This is a genomic window from Paenibacillus timonensis (assembly GCF_022427145.1).
In the GTDB taxonomy this organism is placed as follows: domain Bacteria; phylum Bacillota; class Bacilli; order Paenibacillales; family Paenibacillaceae; genus Fontibacillus; species Fontibacillus timonensis.
Map to the genome: position 1 here is coordinate 87,767 of NZ_JAKSXN010000009.1, position 13,812 is coordinate 101,578.

The window sequence follows — 13,812 nt, forward strand, 5'->3', positions numbered from 1 at the left end:
TCATTTCTAGCGCGTCACATAATATTCATATTTCCCCGGGCTGAAACTGTGGCAAATATCGTTATAATGTTCATAGAGTGTTCACGATTTGTTCAACACTTATGATTATTGTCATAGAAAGGAAGTTAACTATGGGGAAGGCGAGACGGCCAGTCCAAATCGTCATCTTGCTGCTGATCGTCGTCCTGGGCGGATATGCCATCGGGACCGCGGTATCCGGCGGCGAAGCCGATAAACCAAAGCAAGGCGGCAAACCGCCGGCTTTTAAGCTGCTCGGTTTGGATGGACAGGTACATACGTTGGATGATTACAAAGGCCAAACGGTTGTCCTGAATTTCTGGGCTACCTGGTGCACCTATTGCGTGAAAGAGATGCCGGCACTGCAAGCCCAGTGGGAAAAATGGCGCGAGCAAGGCGTCGTCGTGTTGGGCATCAACACGGGCGAAGACGAGATGACCGTGCAAAATTTCGTCAAGCAAACGGGCGTGGATTTTCCCATTCTATTTGATTCCGATAATACCACGACCCGCGATTATGGCATCGTGCCGATGCCAACGACGTTTTTTATCGGCAAGAACGGCAAAATCTCCTCCATTCATCAAGGCGAGCTGAACTTGGATACGTTGGATGACCAAATCAAGCAGCTGGTGGATCTTTGACGACGAGAGGAGGGCATAATCCGTGATCCAAAACACAAAATGCGAATGCGGCCACCAGAATCGGGTGGGAACCGTGTTATGCGAAGCCTGCGGCAAACCGCTGATCGAGGATGAGCAGCCGGGCGGGTTGCTGGAGATGCGTTATGACGGGGTCGCCCGGCGATCGCAGCGGGCCAACCCTAACGTGATCGATCGGATTTGGAATTTCTTCTCCTCCGTGAAGGTCGCCATCTACCTGATCATCATCACGCTGATTGGTGCGATGTTCGGTACGATCTTCGAGCAGGAGAGCAACTTCATCAATTTTGATCCGTCCACCTTTTACAAAAACAAATATGGTACGATCGGCGAAATTTATTACCGGCTGGGCTTATCCCATACGTATGAATCCTGGTGGTTCATTCTGCTGCTAGTCATGATCGGCGCTTCGCTGGTGATCTGCAGCCTGGATCGCGTGCTTCCGCTGTACAAAGCGCTTTCAAAGCAAAAAGTGCGCAAACACCTTGAATTTCTCACCCGGCAGAAAGTCGTGTACCAGGGGGAAATTAGTGAAGAAGGCACGGAATGGGTCCAGCGGGCCGTTCAACCTTTGCGGAAGAAGCACTACCGTGTGTATACGGACGGGAGTGCCCTGCTGGCGGAGAAACAGCGATTTAGCCGGTGGGGCCCCTACATCATTCATATCGGGTTGATCGTTTTTCTTCTGGCTGTTTTGTTCCGCGGGTTGCCGGGGCTTCACTTGGACAAACACTACTGGTTTCCCGAGGGGGAAATTACGCGGATTCCGGAAACGAACCTCTATCTGAAAAATGAGAAGTTTACGGTCGAATATTACAGCGAAGACGAAATGTCCGAGGATTTCAAAGCGAGAGGCAAAGTCGTGCCGAAGCTGTTCGAAACGCAAGCGGTTCTCTATGAATGCACGGCCGATTGCGACGATCCCTCGAAAGAGCCGCAGCTTCGCGAAGTGGACCGTCACGCGATCCGGGTGAACGATCCGCTCAGCTACAAAGGACTTCAAGCGTATCAGTTCGACTTCGATCTCACGCCGAAGCTGAGGTCCGTGCAGCCGGCCTTAATCGATGTCAAAACCGGGGAGTCGTACGGGAAATTCAAATTGGACATGAGAAATCCTCAGCGCGAGGTTGAAATCGGCCCTTATCGGCTGACGCTGCAAAATAAATATATGGATTTTTCCCTGAACGACGAGGGGCAGCCGGTATCCATCTCCGGTGAACCCAACGCGCCGGCTTTCTTGTTTTTGATCCAGGGACCGGATCTTCCGGACAAAGGCGCGCAGTACATTTATTTTCCCAAGCAGGTCGACAAGGAGCGGTTCCAGCAGGATGCGATCAACCAGCAGCTCGGCGGAGTGCAGTCGAAACTGCAGTTGGATGTCCTTGGCATGGAGGACGTGGATTTTATCGCAGCGTCCAGTTACCTGAACATCCGGATCGACCGGGCGATGCCATTCGTATGGCTGGGGCTCGGAATCGTAATGCTTGGGTTGATCTTGGGATTTTACTGGCAGCATCGCCGAATTTGGCTGCGTGTGGACGGCCGTCAGTTGACGCTGGGCGGGCACACGACGAAAAATTGGTTCGGCATGCGCCGCGAAGTTTCCGGGTTCCTCCAATCGATGGGACTGGAAGCGGATGAGAAGTCATTGGAAAACAGGGGGAAACGTCCATGAACTTTCTGGAAATCAGCAGAGTCGCATTTATGACGGCCTTTTTGCTTTATTGCGCGGCTTTTATATTCTATGTGGTGGCCGTAACGGGAAAAACGTGGCGCAATCGCGACCCGCAGCGCCATGAGGCCAAATGGGGACGTATTTCATTTACCGTCTCCTCGCTTGGCCTATTGTCTCATCTTGTCTATTGCGCTACCCGCTGGGCCTACAGCGGACACGTGCCGGTCAGCAACATGTACGAATTCATGTCGTTCTTGTCGATGATGATAATGGTGGCCTTCACCGTCGTTTTTATCATTTATCGTAAGATTCTATTGGGGGTGTTCGCGCTTCCGCTTGCCATTCTGATTATGGCTTATGCCGCCGTCTTCCCGCAGGACGTGCAGCCGCTGATCCCCTCGCTTCGCTCCATTTGGCTCTATATCCATGTGACGCTGGCGGCAACCGGAGAGGCGTTTTTCGCCGTAGGGTTTATCGCCGGGTTGATGTACCTGCTGCGCGCCGTGGATTTCGCCGCCACCGACCGGCCCGGCCGCCGGCAAAAATGGTGGGTTGAATTTACGCTTTTTTCTATTATTATAGTATTGGGCTTTATTGTTTCCGTTTTCGCTTTTCGGGCAGCCGGATATGAAGCCGTATTCGTACAAAATCAGACAACGATTGACAGCCAAGTAGAGCAGGATAGTACAATAGAAGATAAAGAAATCTATAATCTGCCACCGATCGTCGGTCCGCATCAAGGCGAAGCGGAGCAAATCCAGCCGTTCCTTGGAATGACGAAGCCGTTATTCGAGGCGCCTTCCTGGATGAGGGGGGATACGGCCGGCCGCAAACTGAACACGGTCATTTGGGCCATACTAACAGGTACCGTGCTTTATTTGCTGCTCCGGTTGATGATTCGTAAACCGCTGGGCTCGGCGCTATCGCCGGCGCTTCGGGGCATCGATCCGGACGATCTGGATGAGATCAGCTACCGGGCGATTGCGATCGGTTTCCCAATCTTTACTTTGGGTGCGCTCGTATTTGCCATGATCTGGGCGCAGCAGGCCTGGGGCAGATTCTGGGGCTGGGATCCGAAGGAAGTATGGGCGCTGATTACCTGGCTGTTTTACAGTGCCTATCTGCATTTGCGCTTGTCGCGAGGGTTTCAGGGACGTAAGGCTTCGTGGCTGGCCGTCTTGGGATTTCTAGTCGTGATGTTTACGCTCGTAGGGGTGAATTTGATCATAGCAGGTCTGCACTCCTATGCGGGTACCGATTAACAAAGCAAGAAGACCATATGGACTGCTCAACTGATTGGGTAAGATGATGAAGGGGTTGTTGTTAATGTCAGATCAAGCAAACCGCATTCTGGTAGTCGATGACGAGGAGCGGATTCGCCGGCTGCTGAAGATGTACTTGGAAAAAGAAGGCTACGAAATCGATGAAGCCGAAGACGGAGAGACTGCCTTGAAAATGGCGACCTCCGGCGACTACGGTTTGATTCTGCTCGACGTCATGCTGCCGGGCATTGACGGCGTCGAGGTCTGTAACCGTTTGAGACAAGTCAAGGCAACGCCGGTGCTGATGCTGACGGCCAAGGGCGAGGAAATCAACCGCGTGCAGGGCTTTGAAGTCGGAGCGGACGATTACGTCGTCAAGCCGTTTAGCCCTCGTGAGGTCATCTACCGGGTCAAGGCGATTATGCGTCGCGCCTCGGCAACGGCGTATTTGACCAAAGAAAGCGGGACTAGCAACAATATCGTGTTCCCTCATCTTGTCATTGAGCATGACGCTCATCGGGTGACGGCTAGCGGCCAAGAGGTCAGCTTGACCCCGAAGGAATATGAGCTGCTTCATTATCTGGCGGTTTCACCGGATAAAGTGTTTTCCCGGGAAGAACTGTTGAAGGACGTTTGGAATTACGAATTTTTCGGCGATTTGCGCACGGTCGACACTCATGTCAAACGGCTGCGCGAGAAACTGAACAAGGTGTCACCGGAATCCGCCGCAATGATCACCACGGTGTGGGGCGTCGGTTACAAGCTGGAGGTTTCGAAGTAAGTGAACTTCTGGAGAACGCTCGTTGGTAAACTGTGGATTACGATCATTTGTTTGGTGGCCTGTGTCCTGATGTTGATGGGACTCTTCCTGCTGCCCTATATCGATACGAATTTTACAAACTCCGGAGCGGTCAAACGATTATTCGTGATCGTCTCGATGATTGGATTTTCGCTCACGACGTTTTTTGCGTTGTTTCTGTTCACCAAGATTACCCAACCGATGCAGCAGCTTATTCAGGCTGCAGATTCGGTGCGCAAGGGGAAGTATGACACACGCCTGTCGCTTCGAACGAGCGACGAGATCGGCGAATTAGCGATTACGTTTAATCATATGGCTGAGGAGCTCGAGAATACGATCCGCAGCTTGAAGCATGAGAAAGAGCATCTATCCAGCGTGCTGCGGAGCATGAACGATGCGGTGATCACCTTGGATCGGGAAGGCTACGTGATCTTGACCAATCCGCCGGGCGATCGGATCCTGCAAATGTGGGGCGATCTGACCGAGGAAGAGGGAGAGGATCCGCCCGTGCCAACCGGCGAAGGGCAGGTTGTTCCGCAACCGCTGCTTCCGATGTTCCACCGGCTGCTCGATCAGGAGAACGACCAGAAAATGAACGTACACGTCATGAAAGGCGTATGGTCCGTTCATATGGCTCCGCTGTCTTCGGACGGCGAGGTCCGCGGAGCGGTTGCCGTGCTTCGCGACGTGACCGAAGAGGTGAGTCTGGAGAAGATGCGCCGCGACTTCGTGGCGAACGTGTCCCATGAAATTCGGACCCCGCTCTCGATGATGCAGGGTTACAGCGAAGCGCTGCTGGACGGCATGGCTTCATCCCCGGAAGAGAGCGCGGAGCTCGCCCAGGTTATTCATGACGAATCCTTGCGGATGGGGCGGCTTGTCCGTGACCTGCTGGACTTGGCCCGCATGGAAGCGGGGCATACGGATATGGCGATGCGCCAGGTCGACTTCCGCGAATTGGCCGAGCGGGTGTACCGTAAATTTCAGGTGCGGGCCAAGGAGAACGGCGTTGAACTTGCCTTGGATCTGGAAGAAGGAGAGCTGGAGCTGCAAGCGGATGAAGACCGGTTAGAGCAGGTTCTGACCAACCTGCTGGACAATGCTTTCCGGCATACGCCGGAAGGAGGAACCGTTGCGGTGACGGCTCACATGGAGCCGGGCGGGCAAGGCAAGCAGCTGCACGCGACCGTGACGGATACGGGGGTCGGCATCCCGAGCGATGATTTGCGTTTTATCTTTGATCGCTTCTATAAAGCCGATAAAGCTCGTGTTCGGGGCGAGAGCGGCGGAACGGGATTGGGTCTTTCGATCGTCAAGAATATCATCGACGCTCATCATGGGTCGATTTGGGCCGATAGCGAAATCGGTAAAGGTACGGCTTTTCATTTCTTGCTTCCTGTCGAAAAGGGACAAACCACGTAACAACAAAAAAACATCCTTCGCGAAGAAGGATGTTTTTTTGTTGAATGCCGCAGATAAATCTTGTTCATCGTGGAACAATGATCGGAATATTGGCCGGATTAGGCTAAAATGATGTGCTGCGCTTTATTCAATTCGGGGAGCTTCGTCAAATCGTCCAGTACGTCCTTCGTCACGATTTTATCCACGGTCAGGACCATGATGGCTTCTCCGCCGACGAGCTTACGTCCCACCTGCATGGAGGCGATGTTGACGTCGTTTTTCCCGAGCAGGGTACCGACATGGCCGATGATCCCCGGTTTGTCATTGTGCGAAATGAAAATCAGATGACCTTCCGGCGCGACGTCGACCGGGAATTTGTCGATCTGTACGATCCGCGCGCCATATCCGTTGAGCAAGGTTCCAGCGACTCGACGCTCCGCCCCGTCTTGGGCCTTGAGCGTCACGGAGATCAGGTTGGTGAAGCCTTTGGTGGCTGAAGCCTGCGATACGACCACGTTGATGTCGCGGACTTTCGCCAGATGCATCGAGTTGACGATATTCACGTCTCCGGCGAAATGGCGGGATAACACCCCTTTGATAATGTAGCGGGTGAGCGGCTGCGTATCGACTTCCGCCAGATCCCCGGCATAGTCGACGTGGATTTCCTTCACGGCTTGATTGTTCAACTGGGACAGGAAGACCCCGATTTTCTCGCCGAGCTCGAAGTAAGGCTGCAGTTTGTTCATGACGCTGGCCGCTACCGGCGGCATGTTGACGGCGTTTTTGAACGGTTCGTTGCGCAGGATATGGAGGACCTGCTCCGATACGTCGATGGCCACGTTCTCCTGGGCTTCCACGGTGGAAGCGCCGAGGTGCGGGGTCACGATGATTTTCGGATGGTTAAGGAAAGGGTGGTCGGCTTCCGGCGGTTCTTTCTCGAACACGTCAAAGGCTGCTCCGGCAACGATGCCTTGGTCGATCGCTTCAACCAGCGCCATTTCGTCGATAATGCCGCCGCGGGCGCAGTTGACGATACGCATGCCTTTCTTCATCACTTCAAACTGCGGACGGGCGATCATATGCTTCGTTTCCGGCGTCAATGGCGTGTGCACCGTAATAAAGTCGGCGTTACGAATGATATCGTCTACGGTAGCCAGCTTGACGCCCAGCTTCTCGGCGCGATCCTCGGTAAGGAACGGGTCATACCCGAGAATATCCATGCCGAACGCTTTAGCCCGCTTGGCAACCTCGCTGCCGATCCGGCCCATGCCCAGCACGCCCAACGTTTTGTTGCGCAGCTCTACGCCGAGGAATTTGCGGTCCCATTCGCCGTTAATCGTTTTGGCGTAAGCTTGAGGAATATGGCGGGCCAACGCCATCATCATCGCAAACGCGTGCTCGCAAGTCGTGATCGTATTGCCGTCCGGAGCATTAATGACGATGATCCCGCGTTTCGTTGCGGCTTCCAGATTGATATTGTCGACCCCGACACCTGCGCGGCCGATGACTTTCAAGCGGGTCCCGGCTTCCATGATTTTTTCGGTTACTTTCGTTTGGCTGCGGACCAGAAGACCGTCATATTGCGGAATGATCTGCACCAATTCGTCTTCGCTGAGACCCGGTTTCTTGTCGACCTCAACGTCGGCTGCATCCATCAGCTGCTGAATCCCCAAGTCGCTGATCGGATCCGATACTAACACTTTAAACATGATTATTGACCCTCCTAAAAGTTTTATATAGCAAGGCCTCCTGGAAAGTCTGCATTCGTGGCTTTCTTCGGAAGCATAAGCTGATGGGTTTCAGATGAGTCCTTCATTGACGCTGTGTCCTATCACCGCGCAAAAGAACGGAGGTACCTCGGGACGTGAAGATTGCCGTCCGCGTTCGTTTATTAGCTTGCTTGATAAACTAAAAAACTCTCGATCCGCACACTACTTCCGTAGTAAGGGACGAGAGTTGTTCGTGGTACCACCCTAATTCGCTGCGCCTTCGCAGAAAGCAGCCTCAGTTGTCATTGCTGACAGAACGATAACGGGTTCACCGGCTGCGCCTACTTCGATTCAACGCAGCGACTCGGGAGCGCTAAAGCATTCGTTCCGCTACCGGTTTGCAGCACCACCGGCTCTCTGGAAGCTTTCCGAATCCTTTTTTCCTTCAACGTGTTTCATCAAATGTAATTTTTCATAATGTAACACGGTCCCCGGTGAAGTGTCAACACCAACCTGAACATTTTTACAAAGATAGGCGGTTGTCGTTCGGGTTTTGACCAAACTTGAATCCGCCTAGAATTTTGGTTATGATTTTACTAATGTCGAAAAGCGTCTGATTCCGGCGATAAGCCGCAGGGCTTAATCCTCCGTAAAGAATGGCAGCTCCGGTAGCGACTCGGATGCGTAATACGTTGATTTCCATTTTGCGAATTCCTTATTTTTGACGGCATCCGTTTCCGTTAAAACCTTAACGATCGAAGCAACGGAGGTCAGTTTCAGCGCACCGGCTTTTCCGCTTCCGATCAATTGATCGATTTTGGCGGTCAAATCCTGCGGCAGATAAGATACATAAAGCTGCTCGTTCACCATCATATCGGTGATGGCTTTGTTTTTGACGGCGAGCGAATAACCGGACCATTCCTTGGTGCCAATGTTATTTTTGTAAGTGTAATCGGCCGGAACGTCACCTTTCGTTTTGGCGGTCCACTTGAGTATCGAAGAATAATATTTCTTTTGCGCCTGCAGACCGTAATTTTTTGCGCTGACCGTGAATTCGTCCTGGTTGACTGCCTTGGCCAACTCCGCGCCTTTTTTGCTTCCTGCCGTGGTTTTGACCTGGCCCATGCTATCCTCGAACAGCTTCAAGCTTTTTAAGTAGTCGGTTTGGGCTTCTTTAAGCAAAGGCGAGGAATCTGCAATGGATTGGGCGGCAATCTGTTCGTAGCTGGCTTTTGCCTTCTCGCGGATTTCCTTCATCGCGTCCGCCGAGACCGACTTCGAATTGCTGCGGGACATATCGTCGACCAGCGTGAGATAATCCTCTTTGAACTGTTGATAAGGCTGGAACACCACGTAGTAGAACGTAACCAAATCCTGTTGCTGGTAGGAAGCTTCGTTCTCTTCCCCGGGCGGCGCAGCATTTAAATAAGCGTACTTGGCTTCCGTCTTGTCGATGCCGATATTCAGTCCCAGAAAGAAGGTCCCGAACGCAATAATCAGCGTGGCGAGAAAACCAAGCAAAAACAGCATTTCGAATTTGGCATTATTTTTACGAATCATGAGGATGCTCCTTACCATATTGAATTGAATGCGCTAGAATAATATAAAGGACAGGGTTTGACAAAAATTATGAAAAAGTTCAAAATTCGCGACGTAAAAATACAAAAAGTCGACCCCGGTCAGCTTAATGATCGTTTGCTGCTTATTAATTTGTACCTAACGCAAGGACTTACTTTATTTATCGGTCTGGTCATCCTGTTTTTTCAGAAAAGAAATCCGTTTCACCTGTTCGATTTTCCGAAAAGTGTCGAATTTTTGTACTGGGGGGCGGGATTGGCGGTAGTGATGTTCGGAGCGGATATGCTGCTATCCCGGTTCATATCCGAGGAAAGTATGGACGACGGCGGCATTAACTCGATGCTATTCCGCCAACGGCCGATCTGGCATATCGCCTTAATCTCGGCGATCGTGGCCCTGTGCGAGGAGTTGTTGTTCCGGGGAGCGATCCAGCATGGGATCGGTCCGTATTGGACGAGCATCCTGTTCGCGGCGATCCATGTCCGGTATCTCCGGCATTGGATTCCGACAGCGTGGGTGTTCGCGAGCAGCTACGGTCTTGGATTCATTTATGTGCAAACGGGGACGCTTTGGGCGCCGATCCTATGTCACTTCCTGATCGATATGGTATCGGGATTGGTGATCAAATTTCGGAGGGAGACATGAACGAACATTTAAGCCGAATGGACCGTTACGGTCAGCCAAATCGAGTTAAACACGTCTCTGCGGCCTCATGGAGCCTTGCCTCCGGAATGGCGGCGGCCCCGCCTGCTCCGGAAGGTTCGACGGCGGAAGACGAACGGCCAACCCCAACCGTGCGGTCCCGGAGCGATAAGGCAAGGGAAGAGATGCCTCTAATGCGTGAGGAGAAGAAGCCCGCCATCGGCGATGAGACGATGGTCCGACTGCTGATTCCGCGGATGGCGCCCGAGGAACAGCGGCGGGAGAAGGTGCCGCAGGTTCCGACGAAGCCGGAACCGGTCAGATCCGAAGCGGCTCGGGGCGGCAAATTCGAGTCTGCAGCAGTCGCAGCGTTGGCTAAATTGAAGGAACCTGTACAGCAAGTGCCGTTCTCTTCATCTCCGAACTCCAGAGTGGCGCGCGAGAACGAAGGATTGGACGATATCCAGGGGCGGCTGCTTTCGGCGCCCGGGATGGAACCGCTGGCTAGTCCGGGGATGGAGCCGGATCTGGAAATGCTGCCGACGCGCAAAGAGCTGTTTCCGTCGCAACGGTTGAAAATGACCCGTTGGTTTTATAATTCGCTTCTCTACATCTTTGTCATCATTCTGATTTATTTGTTATGGTGGGGCGTAAGCGATTCGCCGTGGGGGAAAAACCATGGTTTATAATAGTTAAGGCGTAAAAAAACCGTCAGGAGGAATTCTCCTGGCGGTTTTTGCGTCTTCTAGGCTTTGGGCGGGACTATATCCTTTATTTTGTTCCTCCGGACTCTGCTTCGACGGGAGCAGGTCCGATGCTCCTCGGGTCGACGAAACCATAACCTTTCTGTTCCAGCTGGGTCAGCAAATCATCCAACGCCTCCACGGTCCAAGGAAGCTCGTGCATCAGGATGTTGCTTCCGGCATGAAGCTGTTCGAGCACATTGGCGATGACCGCTTCCGGCTTGTTTTTGTTCTTGCTGTCCCAATCGAGGGAACCATTGGACCAGGTCATGTAGATCAGGTCGTTGTCGTCCGCGATTAGGTGCGTCGTTTCGTTGCCTGATCCGAAAGGCGGACGGAAGAAACGAGGCGTTTCGCCGGTCGTTTCCTTCACGATGTTTTGCACGTCTTCGATCTGTTTGCGCATGTTTGCCGCGGATTCTTTCTTTAAGTCGATGTGATCCCAACTGTGATTTCCGATGATCTGCCCGCGGTCTTTGATCAACTGCAGCAGCTCGGGATGAGCTTTCACCCGGTACCCGTTTACGAAAAAGATCGCTTTCGCTTGATGCTTATCCAGCGTATCGATCAGTCCGTCGATCATTTCCTTTTCCTTCGGCCCGTCGTCAAACGTCAGCAATACGACCTTCTTGTCCACGGTCTCATCATTGGGTACCACGTTGTATGCTTTATTGATGTGATACAGTAGCGGAGGCGCGGCAACTTCGGAAGAGGAGTCCTCGCCGATTTGATCAGGTACGGCGGTGTGATCGGCAGCGCCGGACGAATTGCCAGGGGTTCTTCCCTGATCCGATGGTGCCGAGCCCTCAAGCTGTCCGCTTGCTTGTCCGGTTTCATCGTTGCCGCCTTGCACGGTCGCCTCGACAGAGTGAGTGGCGTTTTGGTTGGATGTGGATACCTTCGGCTGTGCATCAGGTTGGCCGCATGAGCTAAGAATAAGACAAGCGGCGGCGATGGGCAGGAGTTTCTTGTGGAGCAAAGGAGTCATCTCGCTTTCCTGTATTTATGCCGCATGAGTTTGAGGCAAACCGCGAACACTACAGATGATTTTAACATAACCAAGGAGGTTTTTTACGTGAAATCTTCCTCATTTTTAGGCGGTATTCTGGTCGGCGTCTTTGCCGCGATGTGGGCTTCGAGACGGAAGCAAAGCCTGATGTCGGTCATGAACGGCGCGGGTTCGGCCTTGAAGTTTGCCGGGGTGACCTCGAACCGCCACGAAAACCCCACCGAAGATATATCGGCAGCGTTGAAGACGGAAGCTTCAGCGTCCGAAACCGCGGCGAAGGCTAAAGGGGCAGACAACGCCCAGGTGTATCCCAGTTCCGGCACGGTATCAGCGTCCGGTTCGAATCATTCGAAGGAATACAGTCTAAAGCAACTGACGGACTTCATTAAAGGCGATGCGGATGTGCGCCGTGAAGTCGAAGCCATTCTCAAAGAGACGAATTCACCGGTCCCGGGACTGTAATCCAACCGTCGCCAACCCGCTCTAGAATCATTTTCTTCCCCCTTCCCGGGGGATCGGAAAATGATTCTTTTTTGGTCTATTTTAAAGCGTGCATTTAGGGGAAATAAGTGATAACATACATACAAAGAACCATTTCCAGCACATTTGACAACAGGTTTCATAATCTGTTTATAACACGGCATAGAGAGAGGAGGATCCTGTATGAAGATAGAAAGACTAGGCCAGGATAAGATACGGATTTTCCTCACGTTTGACGATTTAAGCGAACGCGGTATACAGAAAGAGGACATGTGGCAAGAGATTCCCAAAGTCCATGACCTGTTCACCGAAATGATGGATCAGGCTTATAACGAAGTGGGCTTTGACGCCACCGGGCCATTGGCTGTGGAAGTGTTCGCCCTTCCTGCACAAGGAATGGTCGTCATCGTAACGCGCGGCAAATACGATCACCATCAACACGGGATCGGCTCGCCTTATGAGGATGAACTGCCGGAAGAAGTATACGAGATGGAAGTCACGCTGGAGCAAAGCGATACGATTTTGTATTCCTTTGACGATTTCGAAAATTTGATCGAAGCGGCACACGTGCTTAAGACGATGCTTCAGAATGCCGGCAGACTGTATAAATATAATGGGAAATGGGTTCTTCAGTTGGAGCCGGAAGAATTGGAGGAGGGCAAGCACCCTGCTTTGATCGCGGTATTGGCTGAGTTTGGCGAAGCAACTTCGGTAACGACGGCGATGCTGGAAGAGTACGGGAATTTGATCATGGCCGACCACGCGGTGGACACGATTTGCAGCCACTTCAAGCGCCAGGATTGATTTGTACGTATTCGAGAAAGGCAACCCGTGAAACGATATGAGAGAGAGACAAGGAACGGCAAGCGGCCAATAAGGGGGGATAACCGTTGCTCTTTTTCTCGATAGCAAGCGCAGCGGTAGCTCCCGGTATTGCACTGCTAACATATTTTTATCTCAAGGACAAGTATGATGCGGAACCCTTGCATATGGTCATCAAGGTGTTCCTGCTTGGCTTCTTGATCGTATTGCCGGTCATGATCATCCAGCGGGGGTTGACGATGTGGCTTGGCGATGGGCCGCTGGTGACGGCATTTGGCATTTCGGCCGGCGTTGAGGAAGTGCTGAAGTGGTTCGTGCTATTTCATATGATTTACAATCATACGGAGTTTGATGAACCGTATGACGGGATATTATATGCGGTGGCAATATCCTTGGGATTTGCGACGGTCGAGAATGTCCTTTACGCTTTGGCGAGCCACGCCTCGATCGGCACCATGATCGTTCGGGCCCTGCTTCCGGTATCGGGACACGCGATGTTTGGCGTCATGATGGGGTACTACTTGGGCCGGGCCAAATTTTCAACCGGATGGCAAAGTCGGAAGTTCCTCATTTTTTCGCTGTTATTCCCGTTGTTCTGGCACGGGGTTTATGACTGGATCTTAAACAATACGACCCAGTACTGGATCTGGTTTATCGTTCCGCTCATGGCCTTCCTCTGGTATGGGGGACTTGGCAAGGTGTACCGGGCCAACAATCGATCCCCTTTCCGGTTAACGCCGGGAGCCAAGGGGCAAGACTAATTCATTGAAGAATAGGGCATCCTGATTCTAGCGATTTGCGCGTCTGCTGTAAGGCAGACCGTGAAGTTGGATAGAAGGGGGTGCCTTTTTTCGTGCGCGTCAAGGTAAGAATCACCTGTAAAGCGTGCGGCGAGCGGTTCGTGCTGCGCGGCAAAAAAGAACGCGGCCACATTGATACCGGCTTTAAGCAATGCTTGTGCAACAATCAGCATGACTTCGAGATCGAAGAAGATGTGGTGCAATAAGGGGAAGCG

General features: G+C 52.4%; 14 protein-coding genes and 1 other annotated feature. Of the genes, 10 read left to right on the forward strand and 4 right to left on the reverse strand.

What is annotated here, in order from left to right; translation table 11 throughout:
• Positions 1–131 precede the first annotated feature (131 nt).
• From MJ257_RS05360 to MJ257_RS05380, 5 genes are all read left to right on the forward strand, one after another.
• Positions 132–659, forward strand: a complete 528-nt coding sequence (locus MJ257_RS05360) for a peroxiredoxin family protein (RefSeq protein ID WP_178022709.1) — start codon at positions 132–134, stop codon at positions 657–659.
• A 22-nt stretch (positions 660–681) separates the two neighbouring features.
• A complete protein-coding gene (resB, locus tag MJ257_RS05365; protein ID WP_178022708.1) occupies positions 682–2,352 on the forward strand; it encodes a cytochrome c biogenesis protein ResB in 1,671 nt (556 codons plus the stop codon).
• Positions 2,349–3,614 (forward strand): cytochrome c biogenesis protein CcsA, encoded by a 1,266-nt coding sequence (gene ccsA / locus MJ257_RS05370; protein WP_178022707.1) that lies wholly within the window; start codon positions 2,349–2,351, stop codon positions 3,612–3,614. Before resB ends, ccsA begins: the two co-directional genes overlap by 4 nt.
• A 64-nt stretch (positions 3,615–3,678) precedes the next feature.
• Positions 3,679–4,395 (forward strand): response regulator transcription factor, encoded by a 717-nt coding sequence (locus tag MJ257_RS05375; RefSeq protein WP_059043456.1) that lies wholly within the window; start codon positions 3,679–3,681, stop codon positions 4,393–4,395.
• Complete coding sequence (locus tag MJ257_RS05380; RefSeq protein WP_178022706.1) at positions 4,396–5,835, forward strand: ATP-binding protein; 1,440 nt, start codon at positions 4,396–4,398, stop codon at positions 5,833–5,835.
• 98 nt (positions 5,836–5,933) lie between these two features.
• Here the strand turns inward: MJ257_RS05380 and serA are convergent, their stop codons facing one another.
• Both serA and MJ257_RS05390 read right to left on the reverse strand, forming a co-directional pair.
• Complete coding sequence (gene serA, locus MJ257_RS05385) at positions 5,934–7,523, reverse strand: phosphoglycerate dehydrogenase (RefSeq protein WP_240268264.1); 1,590 nt, start codon at positions 7,521–7,523, stop codon at positions 5,934–5,936.
• A 233-nt stretch (positions 7,524–7,756) separates the two neighbouring features.
• Positions 7,757–7,981, reverse strand: a binding site (T-box leader).
• Between the two features lie 181 nt (positions 7,982–8,162).
• Positions 8,163–9,083 carry a hypothetical protein gene (locus MJ257_RS05390; RefSeq protein WP_178022704.1) on the reverse strand — a complete coding sequence of 307 codons (921 nt, stop codon included), beginning with the start codon at positions 9,081–9,083 and terminating at the stop codon, positions 8,163–8,165.
• A 69-nt stretch (positions 9,084–9,152) separates the two neighbouring features.
• Between MJ257_RS05390 and MJ257_RS05395 the strand changes: the two genes are divergently transcribed.
• Both MJ257_RS05395 and MJ257_RS05400 read left to right on the forward strand, forming a co-directional pair.
• Entirely contained in the window at positions 9,153–9,746 is a 594-nt protein-coding gene (locus tag MJ257_RS05395) for a CPBP family intramembrane glutamic endopeptidase (protein ID WP_178022703.1), read from the forward strand.
• Complete coding sequence (locus MJ257_RS05400) at positions 9,743–10,432, forward strand: hypothetical protein (protein ID WP_178022702.1); 690 nt, start codon at positions 9,743–9,745, stop codon at positions 10,430–10,432. The genes MJ257_RS05395 and MJ257_RS05400 overlap by 4 nt, the downstream gene beginning before the upstream one ends.
• Before the next feature lie 82 nt (positions 10,433–10,514).
• Here the strand turns inward: MJ257_RS05400 and MJ257_RS05405 are convergent, their stop codons facing one another.
• Positions 10,515–11,474 (reverse strand): polysaccharide deacetylase family protein, encoded by a 960-nt coding sequence (locus tag MJ257_RS05405; RefSeq protein WP_240268265.1) that lies wholly within the window; start codon positions 11,472–11,474, stop codon positions 10,515–10,517.
• An 87-nt stretch (positions 11,475–11,561) separates the two neighbouring features.
• Between MJ257_RS05405 and MJ257_RS05410 the strand changes: the two genes are divergently transcribed.
• The 3 genes from MJ257_RS05410 (at position 11,562) to prsW (ending at position 13,558) form a co-directional block, all read left to right on the forward strand.
• Positions 11,562–11,957, forward strand: coding sequence for a hypothetical protein (locus tag MJ257_RS05410; protein ID WP_240268266.1), 396 nt, complete (start codon positions 11,562–11,564; stop codon positions 11,955–11,957).
• Positions 11,958–12,158: 201 nt separating this feature from the next.
• A complete protein-coding gene (locus MJ257_RS05415; protein WP_059043445.1) occupies positions 12,159–12,779 on the forward strand; it encodes a genetic competence negative regulator in 621 nt (206 codons plus the stop codon).
• Between the two features lie 86 nt (positions 12,780–12,865).
• Complete coding sequence (prsW, locus tag MJ257_RS05420) at positions 12,866–13,558, forward strand: glutamic-type intramembrane protease PrsW (RefSeq protein WP_240268267.1); 693 nt, start codon at positions 12,866–12,868, stop codon at positions 13,556–13,558.
• Here prsW and MJ257_RS05425 read toward each other — a convergent pair.
• A partial coding sequence (locus MJ257_RS05425; protein ID WP_240268277.1) for a hypothetical protein occupies positions 13,555–13,812 on the reverse strand: 258 nt, incomplete at its 5' end. The genes prsW and MJ257_RS05425 overlap by 4 nt on opposite strands.

What these genes read in the sequence shown, in the direction of transcription:
- MJ257_RS05360 (WP_178022709.1), top strand. Translation starts at nt 132, where the DNA reads ATGGGGAAGGCGAGACGGCCAGTCCAAATCGTCATCTTGCTGCTGATC.
- ccsA (WP_178022707.1), top strand. Translation starts at nt 2,349, where the DNA reads ATGAACTTTCTGGAAATCAGCAGAGTCGCATTTATGACGGCCTTTTTG.
- MJ257_RS05375 (WP_059043456.1), top strand. Translation starts at nt 3,679, where the DNA reads ATGTCAGATCAAGCAAACCGCATTCTGGTAGTCGATGACGAGGAGCGG.
- serA (WP_240268264.1), bottom strand. Translation starts at nt 7,523, where the DNA reads ATGTTTAAAGTGTTAGTATCGGATCCGATCAGCGACTTGGGGATTCAG.
- MJ257_RS05390 (WP_178022704.1), bottom strand. Translation starts at nt 9,083, where the DNA reads ATGATTCGTAAAAATAATGCCAAATTCGAAATGCTGTTTTTGCTTGGT.
- MJ257_RS05395 (WP_178022703.1), top strand. Translation starts at nt 9,153, where the DNA reads ATGAAAAAGTTCAAAATTCGCGACGTAAAAATACAAAAAGTCGACCCC.
- MJ257_RS05400 (WP_178022702.1), top strand. Translation starts at nt 9,743, where the DNA reads ATGAACGAACATTTAAGCCGAATGGACCGTTACGGTCAGCCAAATCGA.
- MJ257_RS05405 (WP_240268265.1), bottom strand. Translation starts at nt 11,474, where the DNA reads ATGACTCCTTTGCTCCACAAGAAACTCCTGCCCATCGCCGCCGCTTGT.
- MJ257_RS05415 (WP_059043445.1), top strand. Translation starts at nt 12,159, where the DNA reads ATGAAGATAGAAAGACTAGGCCAGGATAAGATACGGATTTTCCTCACG.